This is a genomic window from Kocuria sp. CPCC 205258, from assembly GCF_040981005.1.
In the GTDB taxonomy this organism is placed as follows: Bacteria; Actinomycetota; Actinomycetes; order Actinomycetales; family Micrococcaceae; genus Kocuria; species Kocuria rosea.
Window position 1 is genome coordinate 634434 of sequence record NZ_JAVKPS010000001.1, and the last position, 21682, is coordinate 656115.

A 21682-nucleotide genomic window follows, 5' to 3' on the forward strand; every position below is an offset into this window, starting at 1 on the left:
TCCACAGAGGGATCTGGGAACGGTCTGCTGCGTGTTCCCGGGCATGGCCGTGCGGCAAGGGTTCAGGCGGGGGTGTGCTTGTTGATGAGGTGAGCGGCGCGGTCGAGAAGTCTGGTGGCTCTCGACCGCGCCGCCCACTGTCGGCGCCCTTCGGGGCGGGGTAGTGCTATTTCAGTACTGCGGTGGTGACCCCGAAGCCGGCGATGTACTCCTTGATCGGCTTGTAGAACTCGTAGGTCACCTCGTATTCGCCGTTGGCGCGCAGGGCGGAGTAGGCGGCCACCCAGGTACGCACCTCGTGGGAGGAGTGTCCGGCGACCGCGTCCATCTCCTCGACGGTGTAGGCGTCGAAGGCCTCGATGTTCCCGGACTTACAGACCTCCAGGAACGCCCGGTCCCATTCGGGGTTCAGGTCCATGATGTCGGCCTCACCCTTGGCGAAAGCGATGCCGGTGTTGATGACCCTGGCCTGCCGTGCCGCCCGGGCCTCCGGGGTGGGATTGCGCCCGTCGGTGAGCAACCGGCGCTGCTCGGGGGTGGCCGTGGCGATCTGCGGGACCGGCGGGTCGTGGGAGAGCCCGCCGGAGCCGATAAACAACACCTTCTGGTCGGTGGACTTGAAGTACTCCCCCACCGCGGTGCCGAAGTGGCGCACCCGGGACATCTTTACGAACGGGCGGGCCACGGAGTTGACGAAGATCGGGATCATCGGCTTGGCCGCGGGATTGCCGCGGTAGATGATCTCCATCGGCTGCACCGCCCCGTGATCGACCTCCATCTGTCGGGAGATCGCGGTGTCGATGTCGCGGTCGATGACGTACTGCGCCAGTTTCTCGGCGATCTCGGTGGGCACGTCGAGGTCACCGGCGAAGGAGTCGTAGTCCCCGGTGCCCTTGGCCTGGTAGCCGATGCAGAACGGGGGCATGAGGTCGTAGAAGAACCCGTTGTAGTGATCGGGCCCGAAGTTGACCACCAGGTCGGGGTTGAAGTCCTCGACGAAGGCGCGGGCCTGGTCGAAGGCTGATTCGACGGCGGCCTTGACCTCGGCCGGCGGGTTGGTGAATTCCAGCAGTGGGGTGTGGGACATGCACAGCAGGGCGTGGGTCATGACATTGCTCCTTTTCGCACGCGGTGACCGCTCAACGGCTCACGCCGTGGGAGGCCAGGTACTGGGTGATGATGGCGTTGAAGTCCTCGGCGCGTTCGACCTGGGACCAGTGGCCGCACTGGCTGAAGATGTGGGCGTCGGCGGTGGGGATGACGTTGAGCAGCTCCCAGGTGCGCGAGACGGGGATGACGACGTCCTGGACTCCGTGGATGAGCAGCACGGGGATCTGAAGCTTGCCCAGGACGTCGAAGTCCAGGGGCAGCTCGTAGCGGTCGCGGTCGCGGGCGGCGACGACGTCGGCCAGCCGGTCGGAGGCGGTGTCGTTAAGGGCGGCCTGGTAGCGCAGGGACACCAGCTCGTCGGTGACCAGGGACTTGTCCACGACGAACATCTCCAGGGTCTTGCGGATCCCGGCCTCGGAGAGGTCCGGCTTGGAGTGCCCGGCCAGGGCTCCGGTGAGCTTCGCTCCGCCGGTGCCCATGGACACGATGCCCAGCAGGCGTTCGGGGAAGTCGATGGCGAACTGGAAGGCCAGCCACCCGCCCAGGGAGTTGCCCACGATCCAGGTCTTCTCGATGCCCAGGGCGTCGAGGACCCGCACCGCGTGACGGACCCATTCCTTGATCCCGTAGGCGGTGCCCTCGGCGACCACGGACTGGCCGTAGCCGATGGTGTCGATGGCGATGCAGCGGCCCTGCTCGGCCAGCTGGGGCAGGTTCAGCCACCAGTTGGCGGCTGCGGTGACTCCGGTGCCGGAGCCGTGCAGGAACAGGATCGGGGTGCCCTCGCCGAGGTCGTGGTAGTGGGTGAGCTCGCCGTCGGCGGTCTCCAGCCACTTGTCCTCCAGTCCGAAGAACGCATCGGTGGTGTAGGCGGGGATCTGCGTGGTGGGCATGGTTTTCCTTCTTTCCTTGAGGTGGTTTCTGGGGATAGCGGGAATGGGTCAGTAGGCCTTGACGCGCTGCTCCACGATCAGGTGGATCAGGGCGAAGCGGCCCTCCTCGTCGATGGCCCTCAGCGCGGCCTGCAGCGCGGCGGGGATCTGCGCGTCGGTCTCCACGCGTACCCCGAACCCGCCGAAGGCCTGGGCCATGAGGGCGAAGTCCGGGTTCTTCAGCTGGGTGCCCGAGACCCGGTCCGGGTAGTCCCGCTCCTGGTGGGTGCGGATCGTGCCGTACTCCTGGTTGTCCATCACGATCACCAGCGGCGTGGCCCCGTACTGGGCCGCGGTGGCCAGCTCCTGGCCGTTCATCAGGAACTCGCCGTCACCGGCGATGGTCACCACCCGCCGTCCGGGGTAGCGCAAAGAGGCCGCCACGGCCGAGGGCACCGAGTAGCCCATGGAGCCGTTGCGCGCCGAGATCATCGAGGCGTAGCCGCGGGTCGGGAAGTACCGGTGGGCGAAGTTGGTGTGCTCACCGGCTCCGAAGGTGCACATGGCGTTGGTGGGCAGAGTCGCCACGAGGTGGGCCATCATGGTGTCCATCCGCGCCGGCCCCGCCTCCGCACCGGCCTCCGTCCTCACCTGGGCGGTGCGGGGGGCCAGGGTGCAGAACTCCACCTGCTGGGCGCGCAGTCCTGCCGTCCACTCCTTCCAGACCTCCTTGACGGGCAGGTCGATGCGCACCAGGTCGCGCACGAACACGTCGGGCTTGGCCACGATCTGGTAGGACACCGCCCCGGAGCGCCCGCGCAGGGACGGGTCGATGGTGACCAGGAAGTTCTTCTTCTTCCAGTCCTGGCGGACCAGGAACCCGTTGGTGATCACGTCCCCGGGCACCGTGCCCACGAACACCAGCAGATCGGTCTGCTCGAGCATCTCGAAGGTGACCTTCGGGCGGCCGTAACCGATCGGGCCCACGTAAGAGTCCGAGTCGAACGGGACGGTGCCCTGGGTGCGCCACTCCGCTGCGGCCGGCAGATGGTGCTCCTCCAGCCACTTCGTCAGGCCCTCGGCTCCGGCGGTCGTCCAGTCGTTGCCGCCGGTGACGAACAAGGGCTTGTCCGCCCCCTCGAGGGCGTCGCGCAGGGCCTTCCAGTCGTTGACCGTCATCCCGCCGTGGGCCACGGGGATCGGTGGGTGCAGGGTCGCGTCGATCTCCGCCTTGATGATGTCCTCGGGCAGACCCACGACCACGGGGCCGGGGCGCCCGGAGTTGGCGGCGAACATCGCCTCGGCCACGATCTCGGAGGCCCGCTCGGCGTGGTCGAGGACCATCACGCGCTTGGCCCCGGAGTCGAACCACGCGTGCGGGTCGAACTCCTGGAACGCCTCCCGGTCCCGGTGCTCGAACGGGATCAGGCCCACGAACAGCACCATCGGGGTGGAGTCCTGCCACGAGGTGTGCAGACCCACGTGGGCGTTGGCCGCACCGGGCCCGCGGGTCACCATGGCCACCCCGGGCACGGGGCCCATCTTGCCGTCGGCCTCGGCCATGTAGGCCGCACCGCCCTCGTGCCGGCACACGACCGTCTCGATCGACGAGTGGTGCAGACCGTCGAGCACGTCCAGGTAGGACTCCCCGGGCACCACGTAGGTGCGCTGCACGCCGTGCGCCACGAGCGTGTCCACGATGACGTGGCCCGCCGACTTGCGGGCAGTGGTCTGTGCGGGGGATGCGGGGTCTGCGCTCAACTGGGTCACCACAGCTGTGTCCTGTTCTTGTCCATGTTGGGGGTTCCCGGGTGTCTCAGGCGGTGGCCGGGTGCGGGGCCAGATCCGGGGCCGGCACTGGGGTGTCCTGGGGCAGGGACAGGATGGTCGACAAGGCGGTGCTGAGCATGGCCTCGGCTTCCTCGGTGTCCCACACGTCCGTGGGCTGGCGCCAGGCAACGTAGCCATCGGGGCGCACCAGCAGGGCACCGGCCTCCTCGATCTCACGTACCCGAGTCCAGTAGGCGTAGGGGTCCTCGTAACCGGGCTCACCGATGACGACGGTGCGCAGGTAGGGCAGGTTCAGGCGGGTAGCGGCCTGCTTCCAGGCCTGGCCGGACAGGCCGGTGATCAGGGTGAGTTTCCCCTGACCGGTTACGTCCAGGGTGGAGATCCGGTGCCCGTCGGTGCCGACCAGCCAGGCGTGGGGCAACTTCGCCCCGGGGCGGGTGGTGGCCTGGACGTAGAGCTGGGGATCGCGGGCGAAGACCTCTTCCCCGGCGGCCGGGTCGGTGACCACGGCGGTGCTGGTGTAGCGCTGGTTGAGCTCCACGCCCTGGGCGTTGAACTCGTAGTTCTTCACCTCCAGGGCTTCGGCCACCTTCGCCCGCAGCTTCGCCCCCTCGGCGGTGGTGGCGCGCAGCCGGGCCAGGCCGGTCTCCACGGAGGAGGTGCCGTCGGGGTTGCCGGTGTCGAAGCACTCCCGCAGCGGGGCGTAGTCCAGCCGGGACTGGTTGGCCCGGGCCACGATCTGGGCGCCGACCGGGACACGTTCCTCGCTGTAGGTTTCCAGCAGCCCGTGACCGGCCCAGCCCTTGACGGCGAAGGCCAGCTTCCAGGCGAGGTTGAAGGCGTCCTGCATGCAGGTGTTCGATCCCAGCCCGCTGGAGGGCGGGTGGCGGTGGGTGGCGTCGCCCCCACAGAAGACCCGTCCCTTGGACATGGTCAGGGCGTGCTGCTGGTTCACGTACCAGGTGGAGCTGCCCTCGAGCTCGATGTCCAGGTCCGGGTCCCCGACCAGGGTGCGGATCTGGGCGGTGACCCGCTCCGGGGACAGGTCCGGTTCCCCGGCCTTGATGTCGAAGCCCCAGCCGGCGATCCACTCGTTCCACGGACGCACGCAGCGCAGCAGGCCCATGCCGATCTCCCCGAAGTTGGCCGCCGGGTTCATGATCCAGTGCAGGATGCTGGGCCGGTGGGCCACGTACTGGGAGAGGTCCGCCCGGAAGCGCACATAGGCGGTGCCGGCGCGGGCGGTGTGCCCGACAATCTGAAGGCCGATCTCCTCGGCGATCTGGCTCTTGGCCCCGTCGGCCCCGATCAGGTAGCGGGCCCGGATGCTGTATTCGTGGCCGGAGTTGCGGTCTTGCAGGTGCACGGTGACTCCGTGCTCGTCCTGGACGTGGCCGAGGTAGCGGGTGGAGAAGGCCACCTTCGCTCCGCGTTCGGCGGCGTTCTTCACCAGCAGCGGTTCCATGTAGGTCTGCGGGATATCGAGCATCGTGCAGGGGCTGGCCTGCTGGTAGTCCCCGGAGCGGTCATCACCGGTGCCCCAGGTGCGCAGGCGGGCGATCTCGGGCCCGGCCAGGGAGGTGGTGAACAGGGTGTCGCCCATCTGGTCCCACGGCACGGCGTAGAGCTTGGCCTCTTCCTCCAGGCCCAGGTCCCGCAGGACCTCCACGGCGCGCTGGTTGGTGATATGGGCCCGCGGGGTGTTGGCCAGCCAGGACCACTGGGAGACCATCATGGTCCGCACCCCGTAGGTGGCCAGAGCCAGGGCCGCGGTGGCGCCGGTGGGCCCGGTACCCACGATGAGCACGTCGGTGTCGAAGGCATCCGTTGGCGTCGCCTTGTCCAGACGGTCAGCGGCGCCGGAGATGTCGGTGAAGTTCTGGGTCACGATCGCTCCTCAGGCTGTGATGGGCAACACACGATTTATTGAGATACTAGCATGCTAGCGGGCTGGTTGTGACCCATGTCGCACATTTTTTTCTCCTCATCGCACCGGTCTTCTGGCGGGGATCCCTCAAGTCTTTCCCCGGCTGACCACCGTCGACGTCAGCCCCGTGCCCTGATGGCGGCGGCGATGAGGCCACCATGCTCTGGAGCCGGGGCGGGCCCGCCCGCCCCGGCTGGTTGGGTGGGCAGGGCGCAAGGTCCAATCGCGAGGGGCCGTGCCAATCTTCTTGGCACGGCCCCTGGCGATCACGGTGCGTCCTGCGCGGTGTCAGCGCCTGGACTCGGCAAGGCGGCCGGTGCTGCCCAGCGCCTGGCCGGCATCGGCCACGGCGGTGATCTCGCCCAGCATGCCCAGGGATTCCACCGTGGACTGGTGGGCCTGGACCGTAGCGGCCGAGCAGGCCCTCACGCTCCTGCGTCCTCCTGGCTGGCACCTGCGAGGTCGAATCTCGCGGCTACTTCGTCATTGACCTTCATGGTCACTTCATCCGGGCCGATCCACGGGAGGTCTTCAGGAGAGGTTCCCTCAAGCATGGGCACCATCTGCTCGAGTGCGCCTTGTCGATAAAGCGGAACGATGTCGACGCCGATGACTGCTACGCCGCCCATGTCGGTGTAGCCACCAGGGGTATCGAGGGCGATCGGGAAGTCATGGGCCTCGGCTGCATCGGCGATCTCTTGCATCATCGCGTAGGTGTCTGCGCCCAGGAGACCCAGCGTGAGCTGCGCGTCTTGGCCCTGCGCTTCGACAATCGACCGGTCCAGATCATCCGGCTTCCCGGCGGGGACGGCAATGATCTCGATGCCCTGTGTGCTGGCGTGCTCTTGCCAGGATTCGAAGAGCCGAAGGTGAGTGTCGTTGTCCGGGTTGTAGAGAATCCCCAGCCTGGTCAGTTCCGGGTGGAGCTCACGGAGCAGCTCGAGCTGCTGTTCGATGCCATCAGGCAGGTAGCTGTGAACGCCCACGACATTGCCTTCACCGTGGTCGAGCGAGGTGGTCAGGTTCTCTCGGACGGGATCGTCCTGCACGGAGATGCACAGAACGGGCACCGACGACGTCGCGGCCTTCGCTGCTGCGCACCCGGGCGAGGAGGAGACGACAAGGATGTCCACCTCATCGGCGAGCACTTCGTCCACGAGGGTCGGCATCTGGCTCATGTTGCCTTCAGCGGTGCGGAAGACGACGTCCATGGTCGTTCCGTCCTCGTATCCGGATTCGGCCAATCCGTCGAAGAAGGTCTGATTGGTGACGGCCATGTCCGGGTAGCCCCCGGCGCCGGCGACGAAACCCACCCGCGGCTTATCGCCCGAGCTCGACGGCTGGCTCGACTCTGACTGGCTCGGCGCTGCTGGGCTGGACCCTGACGCGCATCCGCTGATCATGAGCAGCGTCGCTGCCGTGCCGGCCAGAGCTGCGCTGCCGATCCTGGTACGACGCGGCGTGGACAGTGGTGAGTTCACAGGCATGTGGAGGTCTCCTTGGGTGGCCCCATCGGCCACTGTGGTCGGGAGGGGAAGGTGCAACTGCTAATGGTCATCGCCCCTCCTCTCGGTGGGGTGGGTGGCGGGCCGGCGGTGAACCACCGGGGCCCACCTCGCCCCGGCACGCAGGGTGAGACCGAAGGCAGGGGTGCGCCACGTCGAGGTCGGAGACATCGGCGTTTTCGGCGGAGGAGACCAGGGGCCGTGCCGAGAAGATCGGCACGGCCCCTGGCGCCCGTGGTGTGTCCAGTGCGGTGTCAGCGCCCGGTCTCGGCCAGGCGGTCGGTGCTGCTCAGGGCCTGACGGACTTCGGCCACGGCGGTGATCTCACCGAGCATGCCCAAGGACTCCACCGTGGACTGGTGGGCCTGAGCCGTGGCGGCCGAGCAGGCGTCCTCCACCACCACGACCCGGTATCCGGCGTCACTGGCGGCCCGGGCGGTGCTTTCCACGGAGACATTGGTGGCCACCCCGCAGAAGAGCAGGGTGTCGATGCCCCGCTCCTCCAGCACCGTGATGAGCTCAGGGGTCCAGCCGCCCACGCGCTGGTGGGTGATCACCGCATCCCCCTCCTGGGGCGCCAGCGGCTCAACGATCGCCGCCTGCGGGCTGCCCTCCTTCAGACAGCCGGCCTGGACGACCCCCTGCAGCAGCGGGGAGTTCGCCTGAAGGTCGCTGTAGTCCTGCGCCCATGCCACCCGGGTGTAGACCACCAGGGACCCGGCCTGCCGGGCGGCCTGGTGCAGGTCGCGGATCTTGTCGATGACACCGCGGGCGAGCACCTGTTCGTGGAACAGCGGGGCGAAGGCGCCCTCGGGTCCGACGATGTCGCCTTGGCAGTGGATGGTGAGCACTGCGGTGGTGGAGGGATTGAGCTCCATGGCAAATCCTTTCGTGGTGGGCGAGGCGTTGTCAGGCCCCGGGGGCGACGACCACGTTGGTGAACCCGCCCTTGCGGTTCTCCACGGCGTCGAGGGCTTCGTTGATCTGGGACAGCGGGAAGATCTCGTGGTCGAACACGGACAGGTCCAGCGTGCCGGCCGCGGCCATCTCGGCCATGTCCTGGCCCTCTCCGACGGTGAACCACAGGGAGCCGATGATGCTGATCTGGAAGCACATCAGCCGGAACATCTCCACGGGCAGCAGCTCGGACATCCCGCCGACGCTGACCATCCGACCACCGCGGCGCAGTGACTCGATGCCGGCCAGGGTCGTCTCGTTGGGAGCACCGGGGCCGATGGCGTCGATGAACACGTCTGCGCCCAGCCCGTGGGTGTGCTCCCTCACCCAGTCCCCGATGGGCTGGTCGCCGTAGGAGAGCACGTGCACGCGCTTGGGGTCGAGCTGGCGGACCCGCTCGAGCAGTTCCTTATCCCGGGCCACCGCGAAGACCTTGGTCGCGCCCATGCCCAGGGCGTTGAGCACCGCTCCCAGTCCCAGGGTGCCGGTGCCGCCGTGGACGAGCACGGAGGTCCCGGCCGTGACGCCGGCCTTCTTCAGTCCGGAGTAGGAGGTGCCCAGGTAGCCGAAGCGGCAGGCCTGCTCGAAGCTGACCTCCTCGGGCAGCACGACGAGCCCGTCGACGGGAGCCTTCATGAACTGGCAGAACCCGCCCTGGGGGTAGTCGTTGAAGATCTCCTGGGAACCGGGGCCGAATCCGAAGTACCCCTGGAAGGTGTAGGCCGGGTCGTTGATCCGCTCCCCGCGCAGGGAGGCGTGGGAGTCCCCGGAGTCGCGCCCGGGATTGACGTAGACCCGGTCGCCCACCTTCACGTTGCGCACCTGGGACCCGACTTGGCTGACCACCCCGGCCGCGTCCAGGCCATAGATGGCCGGCAGTGCGGGAAGCGGCAGGAACGGGAACCACTCGGGATAGGTGGTGATGACATTGCGCAGGTTGGGGACCACATTGCAGGCCTTGACCTCGACAATGACGTCGCGCGGGCCGGGCTCAGGGACCTCGATCTCATCCACTTGGAAGGGGGCTCCCACCTCGTGAAGACGGGCGGCCTGCATCAAACTCATGGCGTTCTCCTCTGCAGCCGCTGGCGGACAGGTCGGCCCGGCGGCATCGTAAAGCGTTTCTACGTCGGCTGAACGGTGCGATGGCCCCGGCCCTTCAAGACCAGACCCATGCACCGTGTGATGCAGATTACAGACTGGCATGCTGGCATGCAAGCATGTTTTGAGGTCTGACTCACATCGTCGCCATCGACCCCGGGAGTGCGTCATTCACAGGAGACCCCTTGCCGGATGTGACCCGGGCCACTAACCTGGGCTTAGCCGTCTAGCATGCTAGCGCGCTACTACCGCTCGTTGTGTAGGCCTGTCGCCCGCTCTCGCTCACCCCGGCCGGCCCCAGCGCACCTAAGGAGAACCCATGTCGACGACGACACCCACCCATGCCGCGGGCACCAGCCCCCGGCGGGTAGCCACGGCCAGCCTGATCGGCACCACGGTCGAGTACTACGACTTCTTCATCTACGGCACCGCCGCCGCCCTGGTCTTCCCCAGGCTCTTCTTCCCCGAGGCCACCCCCTTGATGGGCGCCCTGCTGTCCTTCGCCACCTTCGGCGTCGGCTTCCTGGCCCGTCCGCTGGGCGGAGTGGTCTTCGGTCACTTCGGCGACCGGGTGGGGCGCAAGAAGATGCTGATCATCTCGCTCGTCGGCATGGGCGTGGCCACCTGCCTCATGGGGCTGCTTCCCACCTACGCCCAGATCGGTATCGCCGCCCCGATCCTGCTCACCGTGCTACGCCTGTTCCAGGGCTTCATGGTCGGTGGTGAGTGGGGCGGAGCCGTGCTGATGGCCGTCGAGCACGCCCCGCCGGGCAAGCGAGGCTTCTACGGCGCCTTCCCCCAGACCGGGGCCCCGGCCGGAGTGGCCCTGGCGACCGTCGCGTTCCTGACCGTGGCCCAGCTGCCCGATGAGGCCTTCCTCTCCTGGGGCTGGCGCATCCCCTTCCTGGTCAGCGCCGTGCTCGTGGGTGTGGGACTGTTCATCCGCCTCACCATCGCCGAAAGCCCCGCCTTCGCCGCCGCCCGGGAGAAGCAGGAACTGGTGAAGATGCCGCTGGCGGAAGCTTTCCGGCGCCACCGCAAGGAGATCTTCCTGATCGCCGGCACCTACCTGAGCCAGGGCGTGTTCGCCTACATCTGCATGGCCTACCTCGTGAACTACGGCACGACCGTCACGGGCATCACCCGGACCCAGGCGCTGACCGGCGTGGCCGTGGCCGCGGTGGTTGCGGTGGTTCTGTACCCGACCTTCGGCGCTCTGTCGGATCGGATCGGGCGCAAGACGGTCTACCTCATCGGTGCGGTCGCGATGGGTGTCACCATCTGGCCCGCGTTCGCCCTGGTCAACACCGGCAACCCCTGGCTGTTCATGCTCGCCCTGGTGCTGGTCTTCGGTCTGGCGATGTCGCCGGCCGGTGGGGCCACCGGTTCGCTGTTCTCCATGGTCTTCAGCCGCGAAGTGCGCTACACCGGCTCCTCCGTCGGCTACACCATCTCCCAGATCGCCGGTTCCGCCTTCGCCCCGATGATCGCCACCGCACTGCTGGCCTCCACCGGCACCAGCGACTCGATCGTGGTCTACATGGTGATCATCTCCGTCATCTCGGCGATCTCCGTCGCCCTGCTGCCCGGAGGCTGGGGCCGGAAGGAAGCCGCCCGCCAGCTGCAGCAGACCGACACCAACACCACCCCCGCCTCCACCGCTCCGCTGGGGGCATGAACACCGCGGTGCCGGAAGGCTCGCTGAGCCTCCGGCACCGCGACCCCTCCCCCAGGGCCGTCACACCCCTCACCCGGTAAGGAATACTGGTTCCATGACAAACGAGCTACGGGCAGCACCATCCAGAGCCTCCCGCACCGGAGGACGCCTGTCCGGGCACATGTACGAATCCATCAAGGCCCGGCTCCTCCAGGGCGACGTGCCCGCCAACGGCCGCCTATCCGTGGAAGCCCTGCGCGCCGAGTTCGGCGTGAGCAAGCAACCGGTCATGGAGGCACTGCGCCTACTGGCCGCCGACGGGCTGGTCGAGATCCTCCCGCAGATCGGCTGCGTGGTCTCCACCTACTCCTCCTCGGAGGTCGAGGACTTCTTCCACATGTTCGCCGGCCTGGAAGGGGCCGTGGCCGGGGTGGCGGCCCGGCGCTGCACCCCCGCCGCACTGGCCGAGCTCGACGCCGTCTCCGCACAGATCCGGGCCTTGGCCACCAACCCCGATCCGGACATCCGCTCCCTGGAGTACCTGACCCTGAATCGGGACTTCCACGAACGCATCCACCGGATGGCCGGCTCCCGCATCATCGCCGACACCAGCCGGCGCATGTGGGACCTCAGCGATTTCCTGATCAACACCGCCGGAGTCTCCCAGCCCATGGCCACCTCGGTCGATGACCGTCAGGACGACCACGACCGCATCCGCGAGGCCCTGGCCTCCGGGGATCCGGACACGGCCAAGACGCAGATGGAACACCACATCCTCGAGACCGTCGAGCTGCTCCACGGCCGCGCCTCCGCCTCGGCCTGACCTCGAGTCGCTCAGCACACCATCCCCTTGCCAGCTGTGACCTGGGGCACTAAGCTAGCCATAGTCTTCTAGCATGCTAGACGGTTAGTCGTGATGTGGCGGTCTGGTCCGCACACCGAGGAAGGTGTCCTGCTTTCCCCAGCCCGCGGCACCCATCCTTCTCCCGGCATCCCGCCGCTGACCCACCGACCTGCAGACGTTGACTTTGCATCCCTGTCTGCCGACAGAAATGAGGATTGAGCCGGAATGATCACCACGAACACCCTCCAGGAGGCCGACGCCCGCCTGGCCCAGGCGTTGCAGACCGGCCAACCCTGCGCCCCGGTCCGGGACCTGATCGGTGCGGACCTTGATGGCGCCTATGCCGTGCAGGAGCTCGGCATTCAGCGCCGTGTGGATGCCGGGGCACGGCGGGTCGGACGCAAGGTCGGGCTGACCTCCCCGGCCGTCCAGAAGCAGCTGGGCGTGGATCAGCCCGACTTCGGGGTGCTGCTCGATGAGATGCACGTGACCGGCGACGGTGTCGTGTCCGAGCACACCCTCATCGCCCCGCGGATCGAGGCGGAGATCGCCTTCGTGCTGGCCGAGGACATCGACGATCCCGATCCCCAGCTCGTGCGGGCGGCGGTGGACTACCTCACCCCGGCCCTGGAGATCGTCGACAGCCGGATCCGCGACTGGGACATCACCATCACCGACACCATCGCCGACAACGCCTCCAGCGGTCTCTACGTCCTGGGTGCAGCCCGAGCCTCTTTGGCGGAGTTTGCCCCCGCCGATGCCCTGATGACGCTGACCAGCAACGGGCAGATCGCCTCCCGCGGCACCGGCGCGGACTGCCTGGGCGATCCTGTGGCCGCCCTGGTGTGGGTCGCTCAGACCGCCGCCGCGCTGGGGCGCCCGCTGCGCGCCGGGGAGGTCGTCCTCTCCGGGGCTCTGGGCCCCATGATCCCCTTCCGCCCCGGTGAGCACATCGAGGCCGTCATCGCCGGTCTCGGCACCGTCCACGCAGTACTGAATCAGGAGTAGTCATGAGCGCCAAAGTTGCCATCATCGGCTCCGGCAACATCGGAACCGACCTCATGTTCAAGGTCAAGCGCCTCTCCCAGGACCTGGAGATGTCCGTGCTCGTGGGCATCGACCCGGCCTCGGACGGGCTCGCCCGGGCGGCCCGGATCGGGGTGGCCACCACCGCGGAGGGCGTGGAGGGGCTGGTGAAGATGCCCGAGTTCGCCGACATCCAGGTGATCTTCGATGCCACCTCCGCCGGGGCGCACAAGCACAACGCCGAGGTCCTGGCCCCCTACGGCAAGCAATTGATCGACCTCACCCCGGCCGCCATCGGCCCCTTCGTGGTCCCCCCGGTCAACCTCGAGGCCCACCTGGACGCCACCGACGTGAACATGGTGACCTGCGGCGGACAGGCCACCATCCCGATGGTCGCCGCCGTCAGCCAGGTCCGCCCGGTGCACTACGCCGAGATCGTCGCCTCCATCGCCTCCAAGTCGGCCGGGCCCGGCACCCGCGCCAACATCGACGAGTTCACCGAAACCACCGCCGAGGCGATCAAAGAGGTCGGCGGGGCCGCCGCCGGCAAGGCGATCATCATCCTCAACCCGGCCGATCCGCCGGTGATCATGCGCGACACCGTGCTGTGCCTGGTCGACCGCCTCGACGAGCAGGGGCGCCAGGCCATCCAGGAGTCCGTGGACCGGATGGCGGCACGGGTCGCCGAGTACGTGCCCGGCTACCGGCTCAAGCAACAGGTCCAGTTCCAGGGCGAGAGCGACGAGGTGGCCACCCTCATCCCGGCCGGCCACGGATCCGGGGACTACACCCGGGTGACGGTCTTCCTCGAGGTCGAAGGTGCCGCCCACTACTTACCCGCCTACGCGGGCAACCTCGACATCATGACCTCCGCGGCCCTGCAGGTCGCCGAAAAGCTCGTCACCGCGCGAGAAGGAGCCACGAAATGACCACCAACCCCACCACCACCGACACGGCCACCGGATCCCCGAGGCGGGTGTTCCTCCAGGACGTCACCCTGCGCGACGGCATGCACGCCGTGCGCCACCAGCTGCCCACCGAGACCGTGCAGAAGATCGCCGCGGCCCTGGACGCGGCCGGGGTCGACGCCATCGAGGTCTCCCACGGCGACGGGCTGGCCGGGGCCAGCCTCACCTACGGGCCCGGCAGCAACACCGACTGGGAATGGATCGCCGCCGCCGCCGATGTGGTCAAGAATGCCCGGCTAACCACCCTGATCCTCCCCGGTATCGGCACCCTCACGGAGCTGCGCCGGGCCTACGAGCTCGGCGTGCGTTCGGTGCGCGTGGCCACCCACTGCACCGAGGCCGACGTGTCGGCCCAGCACATCTCCACCGCCCGGGAGATGGGCATGGACGTCTCCGGGTTCCTGATGATGTCGCACATGGCCCCGGCCGAAGAGCTGGTCAAGCAGGCCCTGCTCATGGAGTCCTACGGGGCCCACTGCGTCTACGTCACCGACTCCGGAGGCGGTCTGACCATGGACGGGGTCCGGGACCGGGTGCGCGCCTACCGCGACGCCCTGAAGCCCGAGACCGAGATCGGCATCCACGCCCACCAGAACCTCTCGCTGGCCGTGGCCAACTCCGTGGTCGCCGTCGAGGAAGGCGCCTACCGGGTGGACGCCTCCCTGGCCGGCCACGGTGCCGGCGCCGGCAACACCCCGATCGAACCCTTCGTGGCCGTGGCCACCCTGCACGGCTGGGAGCACGGGGCGGACCTGTTCGCCCTCCAAGACGCCGCCGACGATCTCGTGCGCCCGCTGCACGACCGCCCCGTCCAGGTCGACCGCGAAACCCTCACCCTGGGCTACGCCGGGGTGTACTCCAGCTTCCTGCGCCACGCCGAGAAAGCCTCGACCCGCTACGGGATCGACGCCCGCGACATCCTCGTCGAAATCGGACGCCGCAACCTCATCGGCGGCCAGGAGGACATGATCGCCGACGTCGCCCTCGACCTCATCGACGCCGCCGGCACCAACCAGGTCGACGCCGTGGGCACCGATCTAATCGACGCCGGCACCAAGTAGGACCGCTGCTCCACCCACCAGCAGTGAAGGTCCCGCCCACCCCGGGCGGGACCTTCACCGTGCCAGCGCGCATGTTCACTGGCGCTGCTGATCCAACTCACCGACCCTTCGCCCCCAGGAGGACCACTCATGGCCCACCGCCGGGAACACACCACCCGCATCCAGGATTTGGCCCTTCTGCACCGAGGCGACACGTTAGAAGCCCGGCACTACGGCACCGTGCGCTACCGGGGTGTCGTCGACGACGTCGTCCCGCACCTGAACGTTCTGTGGCTACGCCACGGCCCCTGGCAGGAACGCACTCTCCTGGAGGCTGCCGAGTACGAACTGTGGAAAGTGACGGAGGCGCACCTGCCCTTCCTGCACGTGCCCTAAACCGACCTGGGTGGCCGCCTCTCCAGCCTCAATCAAACGAAAGCGACACGGATCTGACGGTCAGTGAAAGTCTGGTTCCGCCCCATCGACCTTGCCCGAGGCACATGCCACCCGCAAAGCGGGACCGTAGGCCTCGGACCTCCACGTCACTTCAAGACGTAGGTAAAGGTCGCTTCGGCCAGATGCTTGCCCGCGGTATCGGTAACGCTGACCTGCGCCACGGCCACGGTGCGCCCGGCCCGTAGGAGGTGGGCTGTAGCTACAGCGGTTCCTTCCGTGGTGTTGGCTAAGAAATTGGTGCTGGCTTGGACGGCCAGCGGAAACTTGTCCTCCTCCGAGAGGACCTGCAGGGCCAGGTAGGTACCAGTGATGTCGGCGGCACCGAACAGTGAGGTGGCCGAGAACATCCCTCCGGCCTGACGGAGCCGATCCACCAGAGGCATCGCAAAGGACAGGCTGTCCTCGCTCACCGCGTACGGGACTAACCCCAGGGTGTCCACGATCTCCTCGTGCGTGAGACCGGTGCAGAACTCCTCCCACCGTCGCTGGAATTCCTCGAAAGTGCCGGGAACAGCCATGCTGACTCCTATCGAACGGTCGGATGGAAACACCATGATGGCACCCATCCCTTGCGCAACCGGGCACCAGCATCCCCGCCTTTATCGGTCCCCCAACGCCAGCCCGCCAAGAAACCGCCACTGCCACGCCTCGATCGTGCAACCAGCTTCCATGTGCTCCGCGGCCGCCCCTGAGGCAAGGACCCCGCTCTTGACGTCAGGTTCTAATCAGGGTCATGGGCGCCGCATCAGATTCGGTATCGAGCCCGAGCTGGTGATACAGCGCCCGCCACCCATACCGCGCGAGATGCCACGACCGGCCGCCACGAGTGCTGGGATGACGGAGTTCAGATTCACGGTCCCCGCGGCCACCACCACGGACAGCGCCGCAGACACTCCTCCGGTGGGGCCGAACACGGGAACGGCCACCGATTGGGCCGAGAGGCTGGTCTCCTCTCGCACGACGGCGAACCCGGTACGCCGGCACTCGGCCAAATGTGCGCGAAGCGTCTCCGGATCAGTGATCGTGGCGGGAGTGTAGGCCTGTAGCCCTTGTGTGGTGACCTGGTCGAACAGTTCGGCGCCGCCGTAGGCCAGGAGCACTTTGCCCACCCCGGAGCTGTGCAGCGGCAGCCGGCCGCCGACCTGGGACACCAGCCCGACGGCCGTTGGGGCGGACATCCGTTCCACGACAACGGCTTCCAGCCCTTCCCGGACTGCCAGTTGCACGTGCTGGCGCAGCGCTGCGTGCAGATCTTCCATGAACGGCAGGGCGGCCGCCCGCAACGGCATGCTGCGCGGAGCCAGCGTGCCCAGCTCCCACACCTTCAACCCCACCACGTATTTGCCCTGTTCGGTCTGCTCCAGCACCCCTGCAGCCAGTAGTTCCTGGACCATGCGCCGCGCGGTGGCATGGGCCATGCCCGTGCGGCGGGTGATCTCGGCCAGGCTCAGGCAGTCGTGGCCGGGACTGAAGGAGAACATCACCTCGAGCAGGCGCGAGGCGACACTGCGCCCGGATTCGCTGGCTGTGGGCATCGGAGGTCCTCGGTGTGGTCGGAGAGCCCGAGAAAGCATGTTCATTGAATGAACATCCCAGTCCGGGAAAGTGACACTAGGCACAAGATATCAGTATCTCTGATATCTCGGAGGGCAGCCTCGTCCCACTGGTCGCCTTCCTCGGAAAGGCAGGTTTTGTCATGGTGGTCCAACATTCCCCGACCCCGGCCGGTGCGGAAACCCGTATCGCTGTTCTCGGCGGTGGCATCGGTGGCCTGGCCGCCGCCGGCTTCCTTCACCGCGCCGGCCTGCAGGCCACCGTCTACGAGCAAGCCCCGGCCTTCGGTGAGGTCGGGGCGGGGCTGGTGGTCTCCCCCAATGCGGTCCGGTTGCTCCGGCGCCTGGGACACATCGAGGCGTTCCTGGACAAGGCCGTGGCCCTGGAGGTCGGCTGGGAGTTCCGCCGCTGGGAGGACGGGGAGGTGCTCTCGGCCGAGCAGCTCACCGGCCGGTGTGAGGAGCTCTACGGTGAGCAGACCTACGTGGCTCATCGGGCGGATCTTCTCGAGGCGGTCAAGGCGGCGGTCCCGGCCGAGTGGCTGCGGCTGGGCAAGCGGTGCGTGGAGGTCACGGAGCGCGACGAGGACGTGCTGCTGCGGTTTGAGGACGGCAGCACCGCCACCGCCGACCTGGTGATCGGCGCCGATGGCGTGCACTCGGTGGTGCGCGCGGCGGTGGCCGGACCAGGGGAGGCGGAGGCTTCAGGAATGTGCGCCTACCGGGCGCTGGTGCCGGTGGATCAGGCTCCGGCCTTCGCCCGGGGGGCAGCCCAGACGCTGTGGATCGGGCCTGACCACCACCTGGTGCACTATCCCGTGTCCGGGGGCCGGTACATCAATATCGTGGCCTTCGCCCCGGCGGACGGCTTCACCGATGAGTCTTGGAGCACCAAGGCCACCGTGGAGGAGCTGCTGGCGGAGTTCGAAGGGTGGGATCCCCGGCTGACCGAGCTGATCAACGCGGCCGGCACACCGGGACGCTGGGCCCTGCTGGACCGGGCCCCGCTGACGCAGTGGTCGCGCGGGCGCCTGACGCTGCTCGGCGATGCGGCGCACCCGATGTTCCCCTTCTTCGCCCAGGGCGCCGCCCAGGCCATCGAGGATGGTGCCGCGCTGGCCCAGTGCCTGGTTCAGGATCTTCAGGATCCGGTGCGTGCGCTGAAGACCTACGAGCAGGTGCGGAGGCCCCGGGCCACCAAGATCCAGCAGCTCTCTCACGCCCGCAAGGACATCAATCACCTGCCCGACGGCCCAGCCCAGCAGCAGCGGGACACCGAGCTCGCTCAAGGCGATCCGCTGCTGAAGAACGGCTGGATCTACGGTTATGACGCCGAGCTGGCGTCGAAGGAGGCACTGGTCTGATGCTCGCTTTCGAACATGTGACCCTGGGACAACGAGTTCTCTTCGGCACGGGACGGGCCGGGCAGTACGTGGCTACGGAGCTGGATCGGTTGGGCGCATCCCGGCCGATGGTGATCGCCGCCGAGCCCGAGCGGGCTCTGGCCGAGGCCGCGACCGCGGACATCACCGCGGCCCTGTGGTGGGACGAGGTCATCCAGCACGTGCCGATGGAGAAGGCCCAGGCCGCCCGGGCCGCCGCCACCGAGCACGACATCGACGTCCTCGTCTGTGTGGGCGGCGGATCCACCACCGGGCTGGCCAAGGCCGTGGCGCTGACGACCGGGATCCCGATCATCGCCGTACCAACCACCTACGCCGGGTCCGAGGCCACCAACGTGTGGGGCATGACGGAGGAGCGCACCAAGACCACCGGGGTGGATGAGAAGGTTCTGCCCGTGGCGGTGGTCTACGACGCCGAACTGTCCAAGACCCTGCCGGTGGGACTGGCGGTGGCTTCCGGACTCAACGGGCTGGCCCACTGTGTGGACTCCCTGTGGGCGCCGAGGGCTGATCCGATCAACCAGGCCCTGGCCCTGGAAGGGGCCCGGGCGCTGAACCTGGCCTTGCGCGGCATCGTCGCCGATCCCGAGGATCTCTCCGCCCGGGAACAGGCCCTCTACGGCTGCTACCTCGCCGCGGTTTCCTTCGCCAGCGCGGGCTCGGGGCTGCACCACAAGATCTGCCACGTCCTGGGCGGGACCTTCGACCTGCCCCACGCCCAGACCCACGCCACCGTCCTCCCGTACGTACTGGCCTTCAACGCCCCGGCCGTCCCGGAGCTGGCCGGCCGGCTGGCCGCCGCCCTGGGGAAGCCCACGGTCGCTTCGGGGGAGGATTCCTCGGCCGCGGCCGTTGCGATGCTCAATGGGCTGCCCGTGGCCGAGCCGGAGTGCCCTGCGGTGGCCGCCGTGGTGGCACTGCGGGAACTGTACGCAGTGGTCAATGCCCCGTCCCGGCTCGCGGACTACGGATTCACCGCCACCGGCGTCCCCGAAGCGATCGAACGGGTCGTGAAGGCCGCACCGGCCTCGAACCCTGTGGCCGTGACCGAAGAGAACATCACGGCCCTGCTGACCGACGCCCTCACTGGGACCATCCCCACGGTGGACTACCCGGTTGCCCGCTAGCCCCACGCACCGCAAAGGAGTTGTCATGACCAAGACCGCCACGCAGCCCAGCGAGGTGAGTGCCGAACAAGCCGCCCGCGAGCAGGAGCTCATCGAGAAGGTCCTCGCCTCGTTCGAGAACACCCCCGATGAGCGGCTGAAACAGCTGCTGCAGTCGCTGACCCGTCACCTGCACGCCTTCATCCGCGAGGTCCGACTGAGCGAGGAGGAGTGGAACACCGCCATCGAGTTCCTCACCGCCGTCGGGCACATCACCGACGACCGCCGCCAGGAGTTCATCCTGCTCTCGGACGTCCTCGGGGCCTCGATGCAGACCGTCACCGTGAACAACCCCGCAGCCGGGCAGGCGACCGAGGCCACCGTGTTCGGGCCCTTCTTCCTCGAGGATGCTCCCCAAATTCCCAACGGAGGTGACATCGCCGGCGGTGCGCACGGGCAGCCCTGCTGGGTGGAGGGCATGGTCACCGACACCCACGGCACACCGATTCCCGACGCCCGGATCGAGGTGTGGGAGGCCGACGAGGAGGGCTTCTACGACGTCCAGTACGACGACAACCGGGTCGCCGGCCGCGCACACCTGCACTCCGACGCCACCGGGCAGTACCGGTTCTGGGGGCTCACCCCCACCCCCTATCCCATCCCGCACGACGGCCCGGTGGGCAAGATGCTCGAGGCCACCCATCGATCCCCGGTGCGGGCCTCCCATCTGCACTTCATGGTCACCGCCCCGGGCTACCGCACCCTGGTCACCCACATCTTCGTCGACGGCGACCCGCAGATCGAGATCGGCGACTCCGTGTTCGGCGTCAGGGACTCGCTGATCAAGCCTTTCGAGGTCCAGCTGCCTGGCACCCCTACCCCGGACGGACGCGACCTCGCAGACCAGGAGTGGGCGCGGACCCGTTTTGACATCGCCCTAGCCCCGGCTCAAGACTGACGCGCAGATCGGGGGCAGCAGTGAGCGCCTCGCCCCACCACGGGGCGGGGCGCTCACTGCTGCGCCGTGCGACTCCTGCTCCCACCCTCGGGATCATTGACCATCATGAGAGCAGACAGGGCCGTTGCACGGCACCCGCGGTGGCGACGACTCCTCCCGGGACCTCCACCCTGCCCGGGCTAGCTTGAACCGGGGCCTGGGGCTCGGCCACCGGCGATGTTTTCCGGTGGGCCATCAGCCGGGGATTAGCACGCCCGGACAACCCGGTCGGCTTCGAGGGACCAAGGCATGTGCCGCACCACCTCTGCCCCTGGCCGCGGGCACCAGGCGAGAGCGATCAGCGGACCGGTCCATCGTCTGGCAGGGGATGCCCGCAGGTCAGACGTGAGTGGTGTGCGCTCGGGCGGGGTAGGCGCATGCCCCCAGTCACCGTGTGGACCCGATGGCCCACCCCAGCTGTCGGCGGGGACCACCTCATGCCTTTTGCCCGGGCGTGTCCGCAACCCTTCGGAGCATCCCCGGCGGGTCCAGCACCCAGATGGTCGCTGGACACACCGCTGGGGCGAGGGATGCCTCCCTCGCCCCAGCGGTGTGTCTGCGTCGCCGTGACCGCCCTACCCTGTGCTGCCACCGAGGCGACCCGCGCACGTACTTCTTTTCGGTCCACCTCCACCGTGCGTGCTCAGCCCTCGTGACGGTCGGGGAACAACCGCTGAGCTTGAGGAGGTGCCTGGGTCAAGCCCTGCTAGAGCTAGAGCGAGGCCTCGACGGACGAGGCCAGTGGGGCCGTCAGAGCGGTTCTGACGTCATGGACGCCGGCCACCTGACCTAACAGCGAGAACGTGTTCAAGGTGGCCGCGTGGGCTTCGTCGGTGGCGGCCGCACAGGCGTCCTCGATGATCACCGCACGGTAGCCGTGGTTGACGGCGTCGCGGGCGGTGCCCTCGACGGTGACGTTGGTCGAGACTCCGGTGAACAGAATCGTCTCGATGCCGCGGCAGCGCAGGATGTCCTGCAGGGCGGTGGCCGGGAAGGCGGAGGTCCCGGGATGGCTGACCACCGGCTCGTCCGCCTGCGGGGTCAGCTCCTGAATGATCTGCGCCCCGGGGCTGCCCTCGACCAGGGCGTTGAGGTCCTTGATGGCCCGGTTGAGCCCGGTGTTCAAGAGCAGTTCGGGGTAACCGGGGCGGAAGGCCGCCCGGGCCCAGACCACCAGCATGCCGGCGGCACGGGCCTGATCGACCAGGTCCCGGGCCGCACCGATGACCTGGCGACGGGCCACGGATTCGGCGAAGAAGGGGGCGAAGGCCCCCTGCGCGGTGACGATGTCGTGCTGCCAGTGCACGTTGACCACGGCGGTGCGCGCCGGATCCAGCGACAGCGATGTCTCAGTCATGACGATGTCCTC

Annotated in this window: 20 protein-coding genes; 9 read left to right on the top strand and 11 right to left on the bottom strand. The window is 68.1% G+C overall.

Translation table 11 applies throughout. From position 1 onward, the window contains the following. Positions 1-166 precede the first annotated feature (166 nt). The 8 genes from RF644_RS02955 to RF644_RS02990 all read right to left on the bottom strand — a co-directional run bounded on the left by RF644_RS02955 (position 167) and on the right by RF644_RS02990 (position 9227). Positions 167-1108 carry a 3-carboxyethylcatechol 2,3-dioxygenase gene (locus RF644_RS02955; protein ID WP_368795306.1) on the bottom strand — a complete coding sequence of 314 codons (942 nt, stop codon included), beginning with the start codon at positions 1106-1108 and terminating at the stop codon, positions 167-169. Positions 1109-1139: 31 nt separating this feature from the next. Continuing rightward, complete coding sequence (locus RF644_RS02960; RefSeq protein ID WP_368795307.1) at positions 1140-2003, bottom strand: alpha/beta fold hydrolase; 864 nt, start codon at positions 2001-2003, stop codon at positions 1140-1142. Positions 2004-2051: 48 nt separating this feature from the next. Further along, on the bottom strand, positions 2052-3752 hold the full coding sequence (locus RF644_RS02965; RefSeq protein ID WP_368795366.1) for a thiamine pyrophosphate-dependent enzyme: 1701 nt from the start codon (positions 3750-3752) through the stop codon (positions 2052-2054). A 46-nt stretch (positions 3753-3798) separates the two neighbouring features. After that, complete coding sequence (locus RF644_RS02970; RefSeq protein ID WP_368795308.1) at positions 3799-5661, bottom strand: FAD-dependent monooxygenase; 1863 nt, start codon at positions 5659-5661, stop codon at positions 3799-3801. 327 nt (positions 5662-5988) lie between these two features. After that, the gene (locus RF644_RS02975; RefSeq protein WP_368795309.1) at positions 5989-6129 is read right to left on the bottom strand and encodes a hypothetical protein; all 141 of its coding nucleotides are present in this window, start codon (positions 6127-6129) and stop codon (positions 5989-5991) included. Then, positions 6126-7187 carry an ABC transporter substrate-binding protein gene (locus RF644_RS02980; protein ID WP_368795310.1) on the bottom strand — a complete coding sequence of 354 codons (1062 nt, stop codon included), beginning with the start codon at positions 7185-7187 and terminating at the stop codon, positions 6126-6128. The genes RF644_RS02975 and RF644_RS02980 overlap by 4 nt, the downstream gene beginning before the upstream one ends. A gap of 272 nt (positions 7188-7459) precedes the next feature. Further along, positions 7460-8083 carry a cysteine hydrolase family protein gene (locus RF644_RS02985; protein WP_368795311.1) on the bottom strand — a complete coding sequence of 208 codons (624 nt, stop codon included), beginning with the start codon at positions 8081-8083 and terminating at the stop codon, positions 7460-7462. A gap of 31 nt (positions 8084-8114) precedes the next feature. Next, positions 8115-9227: an alcohol dehydrogenase catalytic domain-containing protein gene (locus RF644_RS02990; protein WP_368795312.1), complete on the bottom strand. Its 1113-nt coding sequence runs from the start codon at positions 9225-9227 to the stop codon at positions 8115-8117. Positions 9228-9582: 355 nt separating this feature from the next. Here RF644_RS02990 and RF644_RS02995 point away from each other — a divergent pair, with 355 nt between their 5' ends. From RF644_RS02995 to RF644_RS03020, 6 genes are all read left to right on the top strand, one after another. Next, a complete protein-coding gene (locus tag RF644_RS02995) occupies positions 9583-10941 on the top strand; it encodes an MFS transporter (RefSeq protein ID WP_368795313.1) in 1359 nt (452 codons plus the stop codon). Between the two features lie 160 nt (positions 10942-11101). Next, positions 11102-11743 carry a GntR family transcriptional regulator gene (locus RF644_RS03000; protein ID WP_368795314.1) on the top strand — a complete coding sequence of 214 codons (642 nt, stop codon included), beginning with the start codon at positions 11102-11104 and terminating at the stop codon, positions 11741-11743. 246 nt (positions 11744-11989) lie between these two features. Then, positions 11990-12772 (top strand): 2-keto-4-pentenoate hydratase, encoded by a 783-nt coding sequence (locus RF644_RS03005; RefSeq protein ID WP_368795315.1) that lies wholly within the window; start codon positions 11990-11992, stop codon positions 12770-12772. A gap of 2 nt (positions 12773-12774) precedes the next feature. Further along, positions 12775-13719, top strand: coding sequence for an acetaldehyde dehydrogenase (acetylating) (locus RF644_RS03010; RefSeq protein ID WP_368795316.1), 945 nt, complete (start codon positions 12775-12777; stop codon positions 13717-13719). Further along, entirely contained in the window at positions 13716-14819 is a 1104-nt protein-coding gene (dmpG, locus tag RF644_RS03015) for a 4-hydroxy-2-oxovalerate aldolase (protein WP_368795318.1), read from the top strand. The genes RF644_RS03010 and dmpG overlap by 4 nt, the downstream gene beginning before the upstream one ends. A 129-nt stretch (positions 14820-14948) precedes the next feature. Next, positions 14949-15194: a hypothetical protein gene (locus RF644_RS03020; RefSeq protein ID WP_368795319.1), complete on the top strand. Its 246-nt coding sequence runs from the start codon at positions 14949-14951 to the stop codon at positions 15192-15194. A 146-nt stretch (positions 15195-15340) separates the two neighbouring features. Here RF644_RS03020 and RF644_RS03025 read toward each other — a convergent pair whose 3' ends face one another. Both RF644_RS03025 and RF644_RS03030 read right to left on the bottom strand, forming a co-directional pair. Further along, positions 15341-15772 carry a PaaI family thioesterase gene (locus RF644_RS03025; RefSeq protein WP_368795320.1) on the bottom strand — a complete coding sequence of 144 codons (432 nt, stop codon included), beginning with the start codon at positions 15770-15772 and terminating at the stop codon, positions 15341-15343. A 213-nt stretch (positions 15773-15985) separates the two neighbouring features. Further along, on the bottom strand, positions 15986-16789 hold the full coding sequence (locus RF644_RS03030; protein ID WP_368795321.1) for an IclR family transcriptional regulator: 804 nt from the start codon (positions 16787-16789) through the stop codon (positions 15986-15988). 161 nt (positions 16790-16950) lie between these two features. Between RF644_RS03030 and RF644_RS03035 the strand changes: the two genes are divergently transcribed. The 3 genes from RF644_RS03035 to RF644_RS03045 are packed head-to-tail and all read left to right on the top strand — an operon-like array spanning position 16951 to position 20274. Further along, entirely contained in the window at positions 16951-18171 is a 1221-nt protein-coding gene (locus RF644_RS03035; RefSeq protein ID WP_368795322.1) for an FAD-dependent monooxygenase, read from the top strand. Continuing rightward, on the top strand, positions 18168-19337 hold the full coding sequence (locus RF644_RS03040) for a maleylacetate reductase (RefSeq protein ID WP_368795367.1): 1170 nt from the start codon (positions 18168-18170) through the stop codon (positions 19335-19337). Before RF644_RS03035 ends, RF644_RS03040 begins: the two co-directional genes overlap by 4 nt. A 25-nt stretch (positions 19338-19362) precedes the next feature. Further along, the gene (locus tag RF644_RS03045) at positions 19363-20274 is read left to right on the top strand and encodes a dioxygenase (RefSeq protein ID WP_368795324.1); all 912 of its coding nucleotides are present in this window, start codon (positions 19363-19365) and stop codon (positions 20272-20274) included. Between the two features lie 751 nt (positions 20275-21025). Here the strand turns inward: RF644_RS03045 and RF644_RS03050 are convergent. Further along, a complete protein-coding gene (locus tag RF644_RS03050; RefSeq protein ID WP_368795325.1) occupies positions 21026-21670 on the bottom strand; it encodes a cysteine hydrolase in 645 nt (214 codons plus the stop codon). Positions 21671-21682: the final 12 nt, after the last annotated feature.

Coding starts and splice junctions, on each gene's coding strand:
- RF644_RS02995 (WP_368795313.1), top strand. CDS start 9,583: ATGTCGACGACGACACCCACCCATGCCGCGGGCACCAGCCCCCGGCGG.
- RF644_RS02960 (WP_368795307.1), bottom strand. CDS start 2,003: ATGCCCACCACGCAGATCCCCGCCTACACCACCGATGCGTTCTTCGGA.
- RF644_RS03020 (WP_368795319.1), top strand. CDS start 14,949: ATGGCCCACCGCCGGGAACACACCACCCGCATCCAGGATTTGGCCCTT.
- RF644_RS03030 (WP_368795321.1), bottom strand. CDS start 16,789: ATGCCCACAGCCAGCGAATCCGGGCGCAGTGTCGCCTCGCGCCTGCTC.
- RF644_RS02955 (WP_368795306.1), bottom strand. CDS start 1,108: ATGACCCACGCCCTGCTGTGCATGTCCCACACCCCACTGCTGGAATTC.
- RF644_RS03045 (WP_368795324.1), top strand. CDS start 19,363: ATGACCAAGACCGCCACGCAGCCCAGCGAGGTGAGTGCCGAACAAGCC.
- RF644_RS03025 (WP_368795320.1), bottom strand. CDS start 15,772: ATGGCTGTTCCCGGCACTTTCGAGGAATTCCAGCGACGGTGGGAGGAG.
- RF644_RS03005 (WP_368795315.1), top strand. CDS start 11,990: ATGATCACCACGAACACCCTCCAGGAGGCCGACGCCCGCCTGGCCCAG.
- RF644_RS02985 (WP_368795311.1), bottom strand. CDS start 8,083: ATGGAGCTCAATCCCTCCACCACCGCAGTGCTCACCATCCACTGCCAA.
- RF644_RS02990 (WP_368795312.1), bottom strand. CDS start 9,227: ATGAGTTTGATGCAGGCCGCCCGTCTTCACGAGGTGGGAGCCCCCTTC.
- RF644_RS03035 (WP_368795322.1), top strand. CDS start 16,951: ATGGTGGTCCAACATTCCCCGACCCCGGCCGGTGCGGAAACCCGTATC.
- dmpG (WP_368795318.1), top strand. CDS start 13,716: ATGACCACCAACCCCACCACCACCGACACGGCCACCGGATCCCCGAGG.
- RF644_RS03010 (WP_368795316.1), top strand. CDS start 12,775: ATGAGCGCCAAAGTTGCCATCATCGGCTCCGGCAACATCGGAACCGAC.
- RF644_RS03000 (WP_368795314.1), top strand. CDS start 11,102: ATGTACGAATCCATCAAGGCCCGGCTCCTCCAGGGCGACGTGCCCGCC.
- RF644_RS03050 (WP_368795325.1), bottom strand. CDS start 21,670: ATGACTGAGACATCGCTGTCGCTGGATCCGGCGCGCACCGCCGTGGTC.
- RF644_RS02980 (WP_368795310.1), bottom strand. CDS start 7,187: ATGCCTGTGAACTCACCACTGTCCACGCCGCGTCGTACCAGGATCGGC.